Origin of the sequence: uncultured Demequina sp. (assembly GCF_913055775.1) — a bacterium.
In the GTDB taxonomy this organism is placed as follows: domain Bacteria; phylum Actinomycetota; class Actinomycetes; order Actinomycetales; family Demequinaceae; genus Demequina.
In genome coordinates, this window is the sequence record NZ_CAJXJX010000005.1 from 25,897 (window position 1) to 40,376 (window position 14,480).

16 protein-coding genes and 1 pseudogene are annotated in these 14,480 nt (G+C 70.1%); 8 read left to right on the top strand and 9 right to left on the bottom strand.

The window, feature by feature from the left end:
* Positions 1 to 28: 28 nt before the first annotated feature.
* The gene (locus QZ483_RS01045) at positions 29 to 973 is read left to right on the top strand and encodes a hypothetical protein (RefSeq protein WP_297081128.1); all 945 of its coding nucleotides are present in this window, start codon (positions 29 to 31) and stop codon (positions 971 to 973) included.
* Positions 974 to 999: 26 nt separating this feature from the next.
* Positions 1,000 to 1,881 (top strand): 3-methyladenine DNA glycosylase, encoded by an 882-nt coding sequence (locus QZ483_RS01050; RefSeq protein ID WP_297081129.1) that lies wholly within the window; start codon positions 1,000 to 1,002, stop codon positions 1,879 to 1,881.
* A gap of 82 nt (positions 1,882 to 1,963) precedes the next feature.
* On the opposite strand, the gene QZ483_RS01055 is transcribed toward QZ483_RS01050, so the two are convergent.
* From QZ483_RS01055 to rnhA, 4 genes are all read right to left on the bottom strand, one after another.
* Positions 1,964 to 2,845, bottom strand: a complete 882-nt coding sequence (locus tag QZ483_RS01055; RefSeq protein ID WP_297081130.1) for a DMT family transporter — start codon at positions 2,843 to 2,845, stop codon at positions 1,964 to 1,966.
* A gap of 228 nt (positions 2,846 to 3,073) precedes the next feature.
* Positions 3,074 to 4,003, bottom strand: coding sequence for a uracil-DNA glycosylase (locus QZ483_RS01060; RefSeq protein ID WP_297081131.1), 930 nt, complete (start codon positions 4,001 to 4,003; stop codon positions 3,074 to 3,076).
* 43 nt (positions 4,004 to 4,046) lie between these two features.
* Positions 4,047 to 4,694: a YigZ family protein gene (locus tag QZ483_RS01065; RefSeq protein ID WP_297081132.1), complete on the bottom strand. Its 648-nt coding sequence runs from the start codon at positions 4,692 to 4,694 to the stop codon at positions 4,047 to 4,049.
* Positions 4,695 to 4,696: 2 nt separating this feature from the next.
* The gene (rnhA, locus tag QZ483_RS01070) at positions 4,697 to 5,122 is read right to left on the bottom strand and encodes a ribonuclease HI (RefSeq protein WP_297081143.1); all 426 of its coding nucleotides are present in this window, start codon (positions 5,120 to 5,122) and stop codon (positions 4,697 to 4,699) included.
* 77 nt (positions 5,123 to 5,199) lie between these two features.
* Between rnhA and ybaK the strand changes: the two genes are divergently transcribed.
* The 4 genes from ybaK to QZ483_RS01090 all read left to right on the top strand — a co-directional run bounded on the left by ybaK (position 5,200) and on the right by QZ483_RS01090 (position 10,086).
* Positions 5,200 to 5,694: a Cys-tRNA(Pro) deacylase gene (ybaK, locus tag QZ483_RS01075; RefSeq protein ID WP_297081133.1), complete on the top strand. Its 495-nt coding sequence runs from the start codon at positions 5,200 to 5,202 to the stop codon at positions 5,692 to 5,694.
* A complete protein-coding gene (locus tag QZ483_RS01080) occupies positions 5,691 to 6,428 on the top strand; it encodes a YggS family pyridoxal phosphate-dependent enzyme (protein WP_297081134.1) in 738 nt (245 codons plus the stop codon). The genes ybaK and QZ483_RS01080 overlap by 4 nt, the downstream gene beginning before the upstream one ends.
* Before the next feature lie 82 nt (positions 6,429 to 6,510).
* Entirely contained in the window at positions 6,511 to 9,204 is a 2,694-nt protein-coding gene (locus QZ483_RS01085) for an RNA helicase (RefSeq protein ID WP_297081135.1), read from the top strand.
* Positions 9,205 to 9,372: 168 nt separating this feature from the next.
* Entirely contained in the window at positions 9,373 to 10,086 is a 714-nt protein-coding gene (locus QZ483_RS01090; RefSeq protein WP_297081136.1) for a VIT family protein, read from the top strand.
* On the opposite strand, the gene cimA is transcribed toward QZ483_RS01090, so the two are convergent.
* From cimA to QZ483_RS01115, 5 genes are all read right to left on the bottom strand, one after another.
* On the bottom strand, positions 10,083 to 11,678 hold the full coding sequence (cimA, locus tag QZ483_RS01095; protein ID WP_297081137.1) for a citramalate synthase: 1,596 nt from the start codon (positions 11,676 to 11,678) through the stop codon (positions 10,083 to 10,085). The genes QZ483_RS01090 and cimA overlap by 4 nt on opposite strands.
* Positions 11,679 to 11,875: 197 nt before the next feature.
* Positions 11,876 to 12,247, bottom strand: coding sequence for a type II toxin-antitoxin system death-on-curing family toxin (locus tag QZ483_RS01100; RefSeq protein ID WP_297081138.1), 372 nt, complete (start codon positions 12,245 to 12,247; stop codon positions 11,876 to 11,878).
* Positions 12,247 to 12,453: a CopG family transcriptional regulator gene (locus tag QZ483_RS01105; RefSeq protein WP_297081139.1), complete on the bottom strand. Its 207-nt coding sequence runs from the start codon at positions 12,451 to 12,453 to the stop codon at positions 12,247 to 12,249. Before QZ483_RS01105 ends, QZ483_RS01100 begins: the two co-directional genes overlap by 1 nt.
* Before the next feature lie 43 nt (positions 12,454 to 12,496).
* The gene (locus QZ483_RS01110) at positions 12,497 to 13,054 is read right to left on the bottom strand and encodes a M48 family metallopeptidase (RefSeq protein WP_297081140.1); all 558 of its coding nucleotides are present in this window, start codon (positions 13,052 to 13,054) and stop codon (positions 12,497 to 12,499) included.
* A 107-nt stretch (positions 13,055 to 13,161) separates the two neighbouring features.
* Positions 13,162 to 13,905 carry a branched-chain amino acid aminotransferase gene (locus tag QZ483_RS01115; protein WP_297081141.1) on the bottom strand — a complete coding sequence of 248 codons (744 nt, stop codon included), beginning with the start codon at positions 13,903 to 13,905 and terminating at the stop codon, positions 13,162 to 13,164.
* Between the two features lie 78 nt (positions 13,906 to 13,983).
* Between QZ483_RS01115 and QZ483_RS01120 the strand changes: the two genes are divergently transcribed.
* Complete coding sequence (locus QZ483_RS01120; protein ID WP_297081142.1) at positions 13,984 to 14,229, top strand: hypothetical protein; 246 nt, start codon at positions 13,984 to 13,986, stop codon at positions 14,227 to 14,229.
* 124 nt (positions 14,230 to 14,353) lie between these two features.
* Positions 14,354 to 14,480, top strand: a pseudogene (locus QZ483_RS13575) (hypothetical protein); the annotation flags it as partial.

Here is a 14,480-nt window from a genome sequence, read left to right on the forward strand (position 1 = left end):
ACGACGGCCCGAGGCCTACTGTCGGAGCATGAGCGACGCGGTGAACGACTGGCTGCTCGGCGGCGACCCCGCCGTGCGCTGGCAGGTGATGCGCGACCTGCTCGACGCCCCTGCGGACGAGGTCGCGGCCGAGCGCGCACGCGTCATCCACGAGGGCTGGGGCGCCGCGCTCATGGCCGCGCGGGACCCGGACCACGGATGGGCGCGCGCGGCCTTCTGGCCTGAGGGCTACACGCCCGAGGACTGGGAGCGCGAGGGCCAGCCGTGGACGGCGACGTTCCCCGTACTCATGCTGCTGAGAGACCTCGGCGCCGTGCCCACGGATCCTGTCCTCGCATCGGCCCTCGAGACCATCGAGACTTCCGTTCTGTGGGAGGAGGGCGGTCAGCCCTTCTTCGATGGCGAGGTCGAGCCGTGCATCAACGGGCGCGTGGTCGGGCTGTGCGCGTGGGCCGGACGCGACGGCCGTCCGCTTGTCGACCGGCTGCTGTCCGAGCAGCTTCCCGACGGCGGCTGGAACTGCGAGGTCGAGCGCGGCGCGACGGTGTCGAGCTTCGACACCACCATCAACGTGCTCGAGGGGCTGGCGGCGTACCGGGATGTCACTCCTTCCCCCGCGCGCATTGACGAGGCGATGCGCGCCGGCGAGGAGTACCTGCTCACGCGTGGGCTTTTCAGGCGGCTGTCCACCGGCGACGTGGTCGATCCGGCGTATCTCGAGCTGTCCTACCCACCGCAATGGCACTACGACGTGCTGCGGGCGCTCGACTACCTCCGTGCTGTGGGGCGGGCGCCGGATCCGCGCGCGGCCGAGGCGATCGACGTGCTGCGCTCGAAGCGGCTGCCCGACGGCCGGTGGCCGCTCGAGCGTGTCCATCGCGGCCGCACGCACGTCGACTTCGAGGCCGTGGGCGAGCCCAGCCGGCTCATCACGCTGCGCGCACTGCGGGTGCTGCGGTGGTGGGATGCCTGACGTACGTGCCTGAGACAATAGGCACCATGCCCGTCGCCTCGCCTCCCCGCACCGTGCAGTCACGCGAGGAGTGGGCGACCCAGGCATCGGCCCATGCGGATCGAGCCGACGCCCTGACGGCCGGCCGCCGCGAGCGCGCCGCCCGCGGCGAGAGCCATGCGATCGAGGACTTCCTCTACGACTACTACTCGACCAAGCCGGCACAGCTGCGGCGGTGGCACCCGGGCATCGGACTGGCGCTGGAGCAGGCCGATGCGCACACCGGGTGGCGCTGGTACGTCACCGAGGACGGCGTCACGGCTCTCGACGTGCCGGGGTTTGTCGCGGACCGCGGCGAGGGGGTCCGCCACATCCGGCGCCTGCTCGCGGCGACCGCGGGGCGCATGCCCATGCTCGGCTGCTTCGGGATGCACGAGTGGGCGATGGTCTACCGCTCGGCGGATGCGGAGCGCCGTCACGGCCTGCCGCTGCGGCTGGGTGCATCCAGTACCGACGCGGTCGTTGAGGCGCACCCGCTGAAGTGCACCCACATCGATGCGTTCCGGTTCTTCACCCCGCCCGCCGTGCCTCTGAATGCCCACCAGCTCACGCGCGCGGGCCAGGTCGACATGGATCAGCCCGGCTGCCTGCACGCGACCATGGATCTGTACAAGTGGGCCATGAAGCTCGGCCCCGCCGCGCCGGGCGAACTGCTGCTGGACTGCTTCGAGCTCGCGCTGGATGTGCGCCGCGTCGACATGCAGGCATCTCCGTATGACGTGTCTTCCTACGGGCTCGAGGCGATCGCCGTCGAGACGCCGTCCGGCAAGTCCGAGTACGCGCGGCGTCAGCGCGAGTTCGCGCGCCGGGCCGCGCCACTGCGCGAGCGGCTCATCGAGATCTGCGACACGGTGCTCGACTCGGCTTGATACCCGCCCGGTGCACGCTGGAGGGACATGGGTGCCGTTTTCGCGGCCACTGCGGCACTCATGTCCCACTGAGGCGCGAGACTCAGGGCTCCTCGACGGGAGCCTCGGTCGCCGGCACCGCCCGGCGTCCCGCCGATGCGACGGCGCCCACTCCGGCGATCGTCACCAGGGCGATGCCCGCCGCCACCACCCACGTCAGCCTCTGATCGAGCAGGATCAGGCCAGCGAGCGCCGCGATGGCCGGCGCCAGAGCCAGCAGGATCGCGAAGGTCTCCGCCTTCATGCGTCGCAGCGCGCTGAGCTCGATCCCGTACGGGATCGCGGAGCTCAGCACCGCCACCGCGAAGGCGAGCGCGAGCGCGGCGGGGTTGAGCAGAGCCTCGCCCACCACCACGCCCGCCACCGGAACCGTGAGCAGCGCACCCACCGCGGTCGCGAGCGCGAGGCCCACCACGCCGGGCATGCTCGCTCCGGCCGCCCGGGCGGTGAGGATGTACGCCGCCCACATCACGGCAGCTCCACCGGCGAACAGCATCCCGAGCGGATCGAGGTCCTGCGCGCCGCCGCCCAGCAGCGCGACACCGGTTCCCGCGAGCACCGCCCACAGCAGGCCCCGCCAGCTGCGGCTCGCGAACACGCTCAGCACCAGCGGCCCCATCACCTCGATGGTCACGGTGACGCCCAGCGGGATGCGGGCGAGCGCCAGATAGAAGAAGGCGTTCATGGCCGCGAGGGAGACGCCGAAGGCGAGCACGGTGAGCCAGTGCACGCGAGCGCCCCGGCGCAGGCTCACGACCGCGAACGGCAGCAGCACGAGCGCCGAGAACAGCAGCCGCGTCGCGATGACGCCCCACGCACCGATCTCCGGGATGATCGTCACCGCGACGGCCGCGCCCGCCTCCTGGCACGCGAGCCCCACGAGCACCAGCAGCGGCATGCCGGCGGTGCGGCTGAACGACGTCATGGCGCCATCGTGCCGCATCGCGCGCGCAGTCCGGCCACCTGAGCCTCAAGCGCGCGGGCGAGCGACCACGACCGTGTCGCCGGCCACGACCGTGACCCGCAGCAGTCCCGTACGTGTTCCAACGGTGTTGGCTCGAGCCGGGACTCAAGAGGGACAGGAAGCAGAGGTGCCAGGACGTGCGGCTTCGCTGAGACATCACACCCTTGAGGAATGCTCGTTGTGAGGCCGCTAGTCGAGTGCCCAGTTGACTTGGCCTCGACCCTTGGACTCGAGGAAGGCATTCGCGCCGATGAACTGTGCAGTGCCAGCAAACCGCGGAAACCTCGACGGTTCTTCGCGTCGTGGATGAGTTGACCGGTATACCTTGTGGCGGACTTCATCTAGGGGAATCCCGTCGCCAAGCGCAATGGCCTCGTCACCCCACAGCATGAACACCACCGGTGCCGAGCGCTGGTTGACGACTTCCAGAACCGTACGCGTGAATCGAGCCCAGTCCGCTATCTGGGAACCGGGCTTGCCCCCGATAGCGGTCAACGCGCTATTCAACAGCAGGACTCCGTTCCGGGCCCACGCAGTAAGGTCTCCGTGCTCGGGTCGCGTGAACGCACCAGGATCGAGCTCTGCTTCCATTCTTGAGTAGACGCGACCGAGAGAGTACGGAACTCTGACTCCGCGGGGTACCGAGAAGGCCAGGCCGCAAGCGCTACGTCCTTCTGGATATGGGTCCTGCCCGACAATGACGACCTTCACGGCGTCGAGCGGTGTCAGATCGAAAGCTCGGAAGATCTCGTGGGGCTCAGGGTAGACCCGACCAGGGGCCGCGCGGTATGCACCATCGACCGTCCGGTCGATCTCTGCGCGCGAGAGGCCTCTGCTTGCCAGCGCTCGACTCCAGTCATCCGGGAGTCTCGAAACGCCCATTTCGGTGCCATTAGTCGCAAGGTGTGGCGCCTTAGATTGCTGCATGGCCAGCGATTCGTCGCGCGCGGCCTCGCCCGTTCTCGACAGAACTAGCCAAAGAACCACGCCCACGCCCATACCGATGACAGGTCCGATTTCCGGAGCTTCGCCCATCGTCAAGGAGGCCCCAGCGACAAAGAACCCGCCGACGCCAAAGAAGTACGCCAACACCCAACCAACTCCGCGTACGAATGCCATCAGCCGTCCCTCCGCCGCGTCAAGCCTAGTTGGCGGAGCGCATCTAGGCGCGCGGGCGATCGACCACGACCGTGTCGCCGGGAACCACCGAGACAGCGCCCCCGGTGAGGGCGGCGACATCCGCGCCGAGCGTCGCGACCAGCTCCGGCGGCACCCGCAGCGACAGGCGCGCCTGGGCGCCGTACTCCGGCTCGTCCAGGACCGCCCGATGCGTGTCCGCCCAGGTGTGGAGGTAAGCGAGGAGGCGGCCGGCCTCGGCATGCGGCGCCTCCGCGGTGACGCGCGTGAGGTGGACACGATCCACCCAGGTCGCGGCGTCGAGAGCGCCCGACACCGCACTGCCGTACGCCCGCACCAGCCCGCCCGCCCCCAACAGTGTGCCGCCGAACCACCGCGTCACCACCGCCACCACATCCGTGACGTCGCGGTGGCGCAGCACCTCGAGCATGGGCGCGCCAGCGGTCCCTGCTGGCTCGCCGTCGTCGTTCGATCGCTGACGGTCGGCGTGCGGGCCCACGATCAGCGCGGTGCAGTGGTGCCGCGCGTCCCAGTGCTCCTTGCGGCGGGAGGCGACCACCGCATCGGCTCCCTCGACGGATGCCACCGGAGCCAGGTGGGCCAGGAAGACCGACCGCTTGACCTCGAGCCGGCACTCGACCGGCGCCGCGATCGTGGCCGGCAGAGCCTCCATGGTCAGGAGGCGCGCGCCTCGTCGACGCCCAGATTGGCCAGGGCGTCGGCGCGTTCGTTGCCCGGATCGCCCGCGTGACCCTTGACCCAGACCCACTCGATCTGGTGACGGGCGACTTGCTCGTCGAGCGCCATCCAGAGCTCCTGGTTCTTCACGGGCTTCTTGTCGCGCGTCTTCCAGCCGTTGCGCTTCCACCCGGCCATCCAGGACTGGACGCCGTTCATGACGTACTGCGAGTCGACGTGGAGCGTGATGTCGCACGGGCGCTTGAGAGCGGCGAGGCCCTCGATCACTGCGGTGAGCTCCATGCGGTTGTTCGTGGTCTCGCGCTCGCCGCCGAACAGCTCGCGCTCCTTGCCGCCGGATCGCATCAGCGTGCCCCAGCCGCCCACGCCGGGGTTGCCCTTGCAGGCGCCGTCGGTCCACATGTCCACGTGCGTCAACTCGCTCACGCCGTCACGATAGGCCATCTGCGGGGCCCTCCCGATGCGGCACACTGGTGGCCATGTCGCGCCGCGCCTCCGCCAGCACCCCTGCTGTCGCCGCCCTCATCCGTGCCGGCGTCGCGCATGAGTTGCATCCGTACGAGCACGATGCGGCGTCCGAACTGTCCTACGGACTCGAGGCCGCGGAAGCGCTGGGAGTGTCCCCGGCCGCCGTGTTCAAGACACTCTGCGTTCTCGCGGACGGCACGCTGTCGATGGCGATCACGCCGGTCGACGGCACGCTGGACCTCAAGGCGGTCGCGAAGGCGCTGGGCGCCAAGCGCGCGACTATGGCCGACCCTGTGGCGGCCGAGCGCGCCACCGGCTACGTCGTGGGCGGCATCTCCCCGCTGGGCGGCCGCAAGCGCCTGCCCACGGTCCTCGATGCGTCGGCGCTCGACCGGGATCGCGTCTACGTCTCCGGCGGACAGCGTGGCCTCGACATCTCACTCGCCCCGACGGACCTGGTGCGCCTCACCGGCGCCACCCTCGCCCTCATCAGGAAGGACTCATGACGCCGCTCTCCTCCGCCCCCGTTGACTGGAACCCGGCCGAGCGCCTCGACGAGGTCAAGGCGCGCGTGCACATCGCCGAGGCGCAGTGCGGCCGTGCCGGCGCCGGGGTGCAGGTGCTCGTGGCGACCAAGACCTGGGACGCCGATGCGGCCGCGGCCGTCGTCGCCGCCGGCGGTGCCGTGGTGGGAGAGTCGCGCATGCAGGAGCTGGCCGAGAAGGGCGCAGCGTTGCGTGCCGCCGGGGCGCGGGTCCACGTGATCGGGCAGCTGCAGCGCAACAAGGCCGGCATCGCGGTCGAGTTCGCCGACTGCGTGCAGACCGTGGACTCGATGCGGCTCGCGGAGCGCCTCTCGCGCCTGTGCCTCGAGGCCGAGCGCGACCTCGACGTCATGATCCAGGTCAACGTCTCGGGCGAGGAGTCGAAGGCGGGCGTCGACCCCGATGAGGCGCTCGCTCTCGCGACCGCGGTGCAGGCGCTGCCGTTCCTGACCGTCACGGGCTTCATGACTATCGGCCTCAACTCGACCGACGAGGACGCCGTGCGCGCTGGCTACTGCCGCCTGCGGGACATCCGCGACGCGGCGCTGATCCGGTCCGAGCGCGGCGAGTTCCCCCTGGCAGACGCGTGGCACCTGTCGATGGGCATGTCCCGCGACCTCGAGTGGGCGATCGCCGAGGGCGCCACCATGGTGCGCGTGGGCACCGCGGTCATGGGCGAGCGCGCCCCAAACTAGGCACACCACGTCCACCCCTCCTGCGATTCGCACGGTCACGAGGCACACCACGCTCACGTCACCGTCCGTCACAATGTTCCCGATGACTTCCGCCGACGCCACCCTCCTGTCCCGCCTGCCCCAGCCCCAGCCGGGCGTCGCGCCCGACCCCGACGCGCTCTACGAGGCCTTCGCGACATGGGCGGAGGACACCGGCCTGCCGCTGTACCCGCACCAGGACGAGGCGCTCATCGAGATCGTCTCCGGCTCGCACGTGATCCTCGCGACGCCCACGGGCTCCGGGAAGTCGCTGGTCGCGGCAGGCGCCCACTTCGCCGCCCTCGCCGCCCACCAGGGCGGCACCGGCGGCCGCACCTTCTACACCGCGCCGCTGAAGGCCCTGGTGAGCGAGAAGTTCTTCGCGCTGATCGACCTGTTCGGGTCGCAGAACGTGGGGCTCATGACGGGCGACAGCGCGGTGAACCCTGACGCGCCGATCATCTGCTGCACCGCCGAGATCCTCGCCAACCTGGCGCTGCGCGACGGTGCCGCCACGGACGCGTCGCTCGTGGTCATGGACGAGTTCCACTTCTACTCCGACCCGCAGCGCGGCTGGGCGTGGCAGGTGCCGCTGCTCGAACTGCCGCGAGCGCAGTTCGTGCTGATGTCAGCGACGCTGGGCGACACCGAGTGGCTGGTCGAGGACCTCACCGAGCGCACCGGCCGCGCCGTCGCGGAGGTCACCACCACCGAGCGCCCGGTGCCGCTGAGCTTCGAGTACTGCGTCGAGCCGCTGCCCGAGGTGGTCGAGGGCCTGGTCGAGTCCGGCCGCGCGCCCGTCTACGTGGTCCACTTCACGCAGAAGGACGCGGTGGATCGCGCGCAGGCGCTGCTGAGCATGAACGTCGCCTCGAAGACGGAGAAGGCCGCGATCGCCGATGCGCTGGCTGGGGTGAGCTTTGGCACGGGCTTCGGCAAGACGCTGAGCAAGTTCCTGCGGGCGGGCATCGGGGTGCACCACGCCGGGATGCTGCCCAAGTACCGGCGCATCGTCGAGCGACTGACCCAGCAGGGGCTGCTGAAGGTGGTGTGTGGCACGGACACGTTGGGCGTGGGCATCAACGTGCCCATCCGCACGGTGCTGCTGACCTCACTCGTGAAGTACGACGGCGAGCGCATGCGTCACCTCACTGCGCGCGAGTTCCACCAGATCGCGGGGCGCGCGGGCCGCGCTGGCTTCGACACTGAGGGTGAAGTGATCGTGATGGCGCCCGATCACGTGATCGAGAACCGCAAGCTTCTCGCGAAGGCCGGAGACGACCCCAAGAAGCTCAAGAAGGTGGTGCGCAAGAAGGCGCCGCAGGGTTCCGTGAACTGGACCGATGCGACCTTCGAGCGACTGCGCGATGCTCCTCCCGAGCCGCTCACCTCGAGCTTCTCCGTCACGCACGCCATGGTGCTGAACCTGCTGTCGCGCGGGGTGGCGAACGAGGCGCTGGGCCGCGAGGCTCAGGACCCCGTGGTCGCCATGCGGGACCTGCTCGAGTCCGTGCACGAGACCGACGCGCAGCGCTCCGCCCACGCGCGCCAGGCCCTACGGATCTACCGCTCCCTGCGCATCGCCGGGGTGGTCGAGAAGGTGCGCGTGCCGGACCCGTCGCACCCCCGCGGCGAGCGACCGACCGTGCGCCTCACGGTCGACGTACCCCGCCACTTCGCACTCAACCAGCCGCTGTCGCCGTTCGCCCTCGCCGCCATGGACCTGGTCAACGTGGACGCGCCCGACCACGCGCTCGACGTGGTCTCCGTCATCGAGGCGACGCTGTCCGACCCGCGCCAGGTGCTGGTCGCGCAGCAGCACCAGGCGCGGGGCGAGGCCGTGGCGGCCATGAAGGCCGACGGGATCGAGTACGAGGAGCGCATGGACCTGCTCGAGGAGGTCACGTGGCCCCGGCCGCTCGCTGACCTGCTCGAGCCCGCGTTCCTCACCTACCGGCGGGTGAACCCGTGGATCCTCGACGCCGAGCTGTCTCCCAAGTCCGTGGTGCGCGACATGCTTGAGAAGGCCATGAGCTTCCGCGACCTGGTGTCCGCCTACGGGCTCGAGCGGACCGAGGGCGTGGTGCTGCGCTACCTCGCGGAGGCGTATCGCGCGATGCGGCAGACAGTGCCCGCCGAGCACCGCACGGACGACGTCGAGGCGATCACGGAGTGGCTGGGCGACGTGGTGCGCTCGACCGACTCGTCGCTGCTGGACGAGTGGGAGCGGCTGATGAACCCCGAGGTGGGCCTGGGCGATGACGTGGACCCCGCATCCGTTGCCGCAGCCCCCTCCGTCGGCGGCCCCGCCCGGCCCATGACGGGAAACCCGCGGATGTTGAGGCGCCTTGTCGGCAACGCCCTGTTCCGCCGCGTCGAGCTCGCGGCACGCGAGGACTACCCGGCACTCGGCGCTCTGGACGCCGGCTCGGGCTGGAACGCCGATGCGTGGCGCGACGCGCTCGACCCGCTGTTCGAGGAGCAGGGCGACCAGGCGATCGGCATCGGACCGGACGCCCGCTCCGCGGCGCTCATCACCTTTGTAGAGCCCGGCGGCGACCACGACGAGGGGCGGGCGCGCGCAGCCCTGGCCTCAGCGCCGGATGCGGCCCTACCCGAGGGGTCGTGGCTGGTACGCCAGGTGCTCGACGATCCCGCGAGCGACCACGACTGGGCCATCACGGCGCTCGTGGACCTCGACGCGTCCGACGAGGCAGGTTCTCCGGCGATCGAGATCCTGGCGGTAGGCCCGCAGTAGCCGCCCATCCCGCGAAATGGGTCCTTTTCGCTTCCCCAAGCGCTGAGACGAGCGAAAGGGATCCATTTCGCGGGGGTGAGGGGGAAGGGTTTAGCAGGGGTTTCGGTGCTCCGAAAGTCAGGTATGCCTTCCTAGCGCCACAGCTCGCCGCCGTTCTAGCCTGGTCTCATGTTCACGCGCCGCGACCCGGAGCACATCGACGAGACCTCGGTCTCGGGTCGCCTCAACGCGCTCCGCGCCGGGGTGCTGGGCGCCAACGACGGCATCGTGTCGATGGCCGGTCTGGTGATCGGCGTCGCCGCCGCGGCACCCGAGAACCACGCCGCCATCCTCACCGCGGGCATCGCTGGGCTCGTGGCGGGTGCGCTGTCGATGGGCGTGGGCGAATACGTGTCGGTGTCCTCGCAGCGCGACGCCGAGAGCGAGCAGCTGAGGCGGGAGCGGCGCTGGCATCGCAAGCGTCCGGAGTGGGAACTCGAGCAGTTGGTGCAGCTCAACATGGACACCGGCATGTCGGAGGCGACGGCACGTGCAGCGGCGGTCGAGCAGACCGCGCACGACCCGGTCTCGATCCACGCGCGCATGCACCTCGGCATCGACCCCAACGAGCTCACGAACCCTTGGCACGCCGGCATCGCGTCGCTGATCGCGTTCACGCTCGGCGGGCTGCTGCCGGTCCTGATGATCCTGCTTCCCCCGCCCGCGTATCAGGTGCCCGTGACGTTCGCGGCCGTGGCGATCGCGCTCGCGGCCACCGGTTACACGTCAGCGCGGCTCGCGCACTCGAGCTACCGGCGCGCGATCATTCGCAACGTGCTGGGAGGATCGCTGGCGATGGCGATCACGTACGGCATCGGCCACCTGGTGGGCGTCGCGGTCTAGCGCGGGGCCACGCCCGCCTTCAGCAGGCCGTACACGAGCGAGTCCGACAGCGCCTCCCACGATGCCTCGATGACGTTGGGACCCACGCCCACGGTCCGCCACAGCTCGCCCGTCTCGCGGTGCACCGTGGTGATGAGGACCCGCGTGACGGCGTCAGTGCCGTGCGAGGCCTCCATGATCCTCACCTTGAAGTCAGTGAGCTCGAACTCCTCGATCTCGGGGTAGGCGCCGCACAACGCGTCGCGCAGCGCGTGGTCCAGGGCGTTGACGGGGCCGTTGCCCTCGCCCACCTCGACGATGCGCTCGCCGCCGGCGCGGAGCTTGATGACGGCCTCGGCGTCCGCATCCGTGGGGTCGCCCGGCTTGGACGAGACCCGCACGCGCCACGTCTCGGTGTCCCAGAACGTGGGCATGGCGCCCATCTCGGATCGCAGCAGGAGGTCGAAGGACGCGTCCGCAGCGTCGAACGTGTAGCCGGCGGCCTCGGCGTGCTTCACCCGCTCGGTCACGCGGCCCAGCAACTCGTTCTGACCAGCGAGGTCGAAACCCAGCTCCTTGCCCTTGAGCTCGATCGACGCGCGACCGGCCATGTCGGACACCAGCATGCGCATGTCGTTGCCCACCAGCGCCGGGTCGAGGTGCTGGTAGAGGTCGGGGTCCACGCGGATCGCGGACGCGTGCAGGCCCGCCTTGTGCGCGAAGGCCGATGCCCCCACGTACGGCTGGCGCGCGAAGGGCGCGATGTTGGTGATCTCGGAGATCGCGTGGGCGATGCGCGTGGACTCGGCGAGGCCGTCGCCCGCGAGCGCGCTGACGCCGCGCTTGAGCTCGAGGTTCGCGACCACAGCCACCAGGTCCGCGTTGCCGGTGCGCTCGCCGTAGCCGTTGACGCAGCCCTGGACGTGCGTCGCACCCGCGGCGACCGCGGCCATCGAGTTGGCGACGGCACACCCGGAATCGTTGTGCGCGTGCATGCCCAGCTGCGACGAGGTCCGCGCGCGCACGTCCGCCACGATCGCGCTGACGTCGTCGGGCAGCATGCCGCCGTTGGTGTCGCACAGCACCAGGGTGGACGCGCCCGCGGCCTCCGCCACCTGCAGCGCCTTCACCGAGTAGTCCGCGTCGTAGCGGTAGCCGTCGAAGAAGTGCTCGGCGTCCAGGACCACACGCCGGCCCTCGCCCACGAGGAACGCCACCGTCTCTTCGATCATCCGGAGGTTCTCCTCGGGCGGGACCCGCAGCGCGCGCTCCGCGTGCCGGATGTCGGACTTGGCGACCAGCGTGATGATGGGCGCCTCGGAGTCCAGCAGCGCCCGCACCTGCGGGTCTGCGGCCGCGGTCGAGCCCGCACGCCGCGTCATGCCGAACGCCGCGAACTGCGCGTTCCTGAACGACAGCTCCTTGGCGACCAGCGCGAAGAACTCGGTGTCCTTGGGCACCGCGCCGGGCCAGCCGCCCTCGATGATGCCCACGCCCAGCTCATCCAGCAGCGGCGCAATCGCCATCTTGTCCGCGACGGACAGGTTCATGCCCTCCTGCTGCGCGCCGTCGCGCAGGGTGGTGTCGTAGACCTCGACTGCGAGATCCGTCATCGTGGTGCTCCTCGGTTCTGGCGCGGCTCGCCCTTCCAACAAAAAAGCCCCCCAGGGTGCGGGAGGCTGCGCGTCGGGAGGGTCTCGCCGACGCGCTACGGAATGATGATCGCGGTGTGCATCGCGGCCAGTATGGCACACCCACCAGGGATGGCACAGGGCCGATGCGCGGGTCGTGCTGGCAGTGGTACGTCGCCCTAGCGCGGTGTGGTGCGCAGTCGCGCGGCAATCTCGTCGACATCCCGCAGATCGCCGGACGCGACAGCCATGGTCAACTCGAACAGCTCGTCGTTGTCGAGAGCCAGTTCCCGTCCGTTCACGCGCAGAAACATGACCGCCATCAGAGCGGAGAGCCGCTTGTTGCCGTCGACGAGTGGATGATTCAGGCACAGCGAGTGAAGGAGTGCCGCGGCCTTGGTCTCGAGCGTCGGGTAGGCATCCGATCCCATGACGGTGGTCGCCGGGCGTGCGAGCGCTGACTCGAGGAGTCCCTCGTCGCGGATCGGCCCGATGCCTTCGCGCACGATCACCTTCACGGCAATCGCGAAGGTCGGGTACCGGACGTCCATCAGACCGAGCCGAGGCGATCGAGCGCGTCGCGATACTTGCCGCTCACGTGCTCGTAGGCGTCCATGAACGCTGCGTCCGTCGAGTCTTCACGAGAGGCGGCCTCCACGGCCCTCACGATCGCCTCGTTCTTGGACACGCCCCACTCGGCCGCGAGTTTGGTCAGCATCGCGTCCTGCTCCGCGGTCATGCGCACGGTCATCGCCATTCCCCCACGGTATCACTCTGGTATCACGTGAGCCAGAGAGCGACTACAGCGGCCCCAGAGCCGCCTTGCGCTCCCGCCAGTCCGGCAGGTGATGGTCCATGAGCGCGTAGAACCGCGGCCCGTGATTGAGCTCGAACAGGTGGCTGAGCTCGTGGACGAGAACGTATTCGGCCATGCCATAGCCCCGCCGCGCGAGTTCCAGATTGAGCGTGATGCGTCGGGTCGAGGCTCGGCAACTGCCCCACCGCGAGCGCATGATCCTCAGGCTCAGGTGAGGCGGAGCAACGTCGAACCGCTCGCACCACACCGGCATGAGCTCGTCGAGCCACTCCTCGAGCACCGCCCGGCAGCGCTCCGCCTCCGCGCCGTGCACCAGCGGTTCCGGCACCGCCGCCAGCGCCGCGATGCGCTCATTGATCCACGACGCACGCGAAGCCACGAACGAGTCGATGCGCCACAGCGGCGTCGAGTGGGGCGCGGAGACGCGCACCTCGAGCGTCCGCGAGTCGATCCGCATCCGCATGTTGCGCATCTTCTTGCGTGTCAGCGTGTACTCGGGGACCGAGGGATCGGAGCGGTACTCGGCATTCTGGTTCGGCATGTCGTGAACAGTATGCGCCGCCGCAGAAGCCAGCCCGCGCATCGGCGCTGCGCTGTGGAGCGCCGCCGCACACCAGCGCCTGGGGACGGCTCCGAAGACAACGGCCGCTACAGCACCCGCCGCATCCACCCGAGGTGATCCTCGGCCCGCCCGTACTGGATGTCGGTGAGGCGCCCGCGCAGAGACGTGGTGAGCGTGCCAGGGCCACCGTCCCCGATGACGAGGTCGTACGAGGGCGTCACGAGGCGCGCGATCGGCGTCACGACCGCGGCGGTGCCGCACGCGAAGAACTCCTCGATCGCACCCGAGGAGATGCCGTCGCGCAACTCGTCGATCGAGATGTCCCGCTCGACCACCTCGCGGCCGTCGGCCCGCAGCAGCTCGATCACCGAGGACCGCGTCACGCCCTCGAGGATCGTGCCGGTCACGCGCGGCGTCCACACGGTGCCGTCGCGCCGCACCGCGAACACGTTCATGCCGCCCAGCTCCTCGACGTACAGGTCGCGCGAGGCGTCGAGGAACAGCACCTGGTCGCAGCCGTGATCCTGCGCCTGCTGCTGGGGCAGCAGCGAGGCCGCGTAGTTGCCGGCGGTCTTGGCCTGGCCGGTCCCACCCGCCCCCGCGCGATGGAAGCCCTGCGCGACCCAGATCGACACCGGCTTCACGCCGTTCGGGAAGTACGCCCCCACGGGAGAGGCCAGCAGCACGAACTCGACGGTCTGCGACGGCCGCACGCCCAGGCACGCCTCGGTGCCGATCAGCATGGGGCGCAGGTACAGCGACGTCTCGTCGGCGCCGGGAACCCAGGCCGCATCCACGCCTATCAGCGCCTCGATCGCCCCGATGAACATGGCGCACGCTAGGGAGCCCGACCCGCCCCCGTCCACGCAGGATTTGCGCCGCGCCCCCGGCCGCTCCACCCTGCCCCCGTGCTCCATCCCGAACTCGCCGCCCTGCTCCGCCGTCGCCTCGACGTGATCGCCGACCATCCCTTCCGCGACCGGGACCCGACCGCCCACCTCGAGGCCCTCAAGTCGGTGTCACTCGACATCGAGACCTGGCACGCCGCCCGGCGCGGCACGCTGCCGGCCCGGCTCGAGCACTTCCTCTCGGGCTGCTCCTACGACAAGGCACTGCGTTTCCTCGAGGCCGACGGTGCCTCCCCCGATCACTGAAGCAACCCTTTCCGGGTGCCCCTGCGCCAGCCCCCCGACCCCCGACCCCCGATTCCCACCTCGCGACGTCTTGCTCTTGCCCCTCGGCGAGGCCGCCGCTTAGTCTCCGCCCAGCGCATTTCCCGTGAGTTCCGGCGGCATCCACATCACCGGCATTCTCCCAGCCCGCTGGGGGTCGTCCCGCTTCCCCGGAAAGCCCCTCCATCCGATCGCCGGGAAGCCGCTGGTCCGGCACGTGTGGGAGCGCTGCA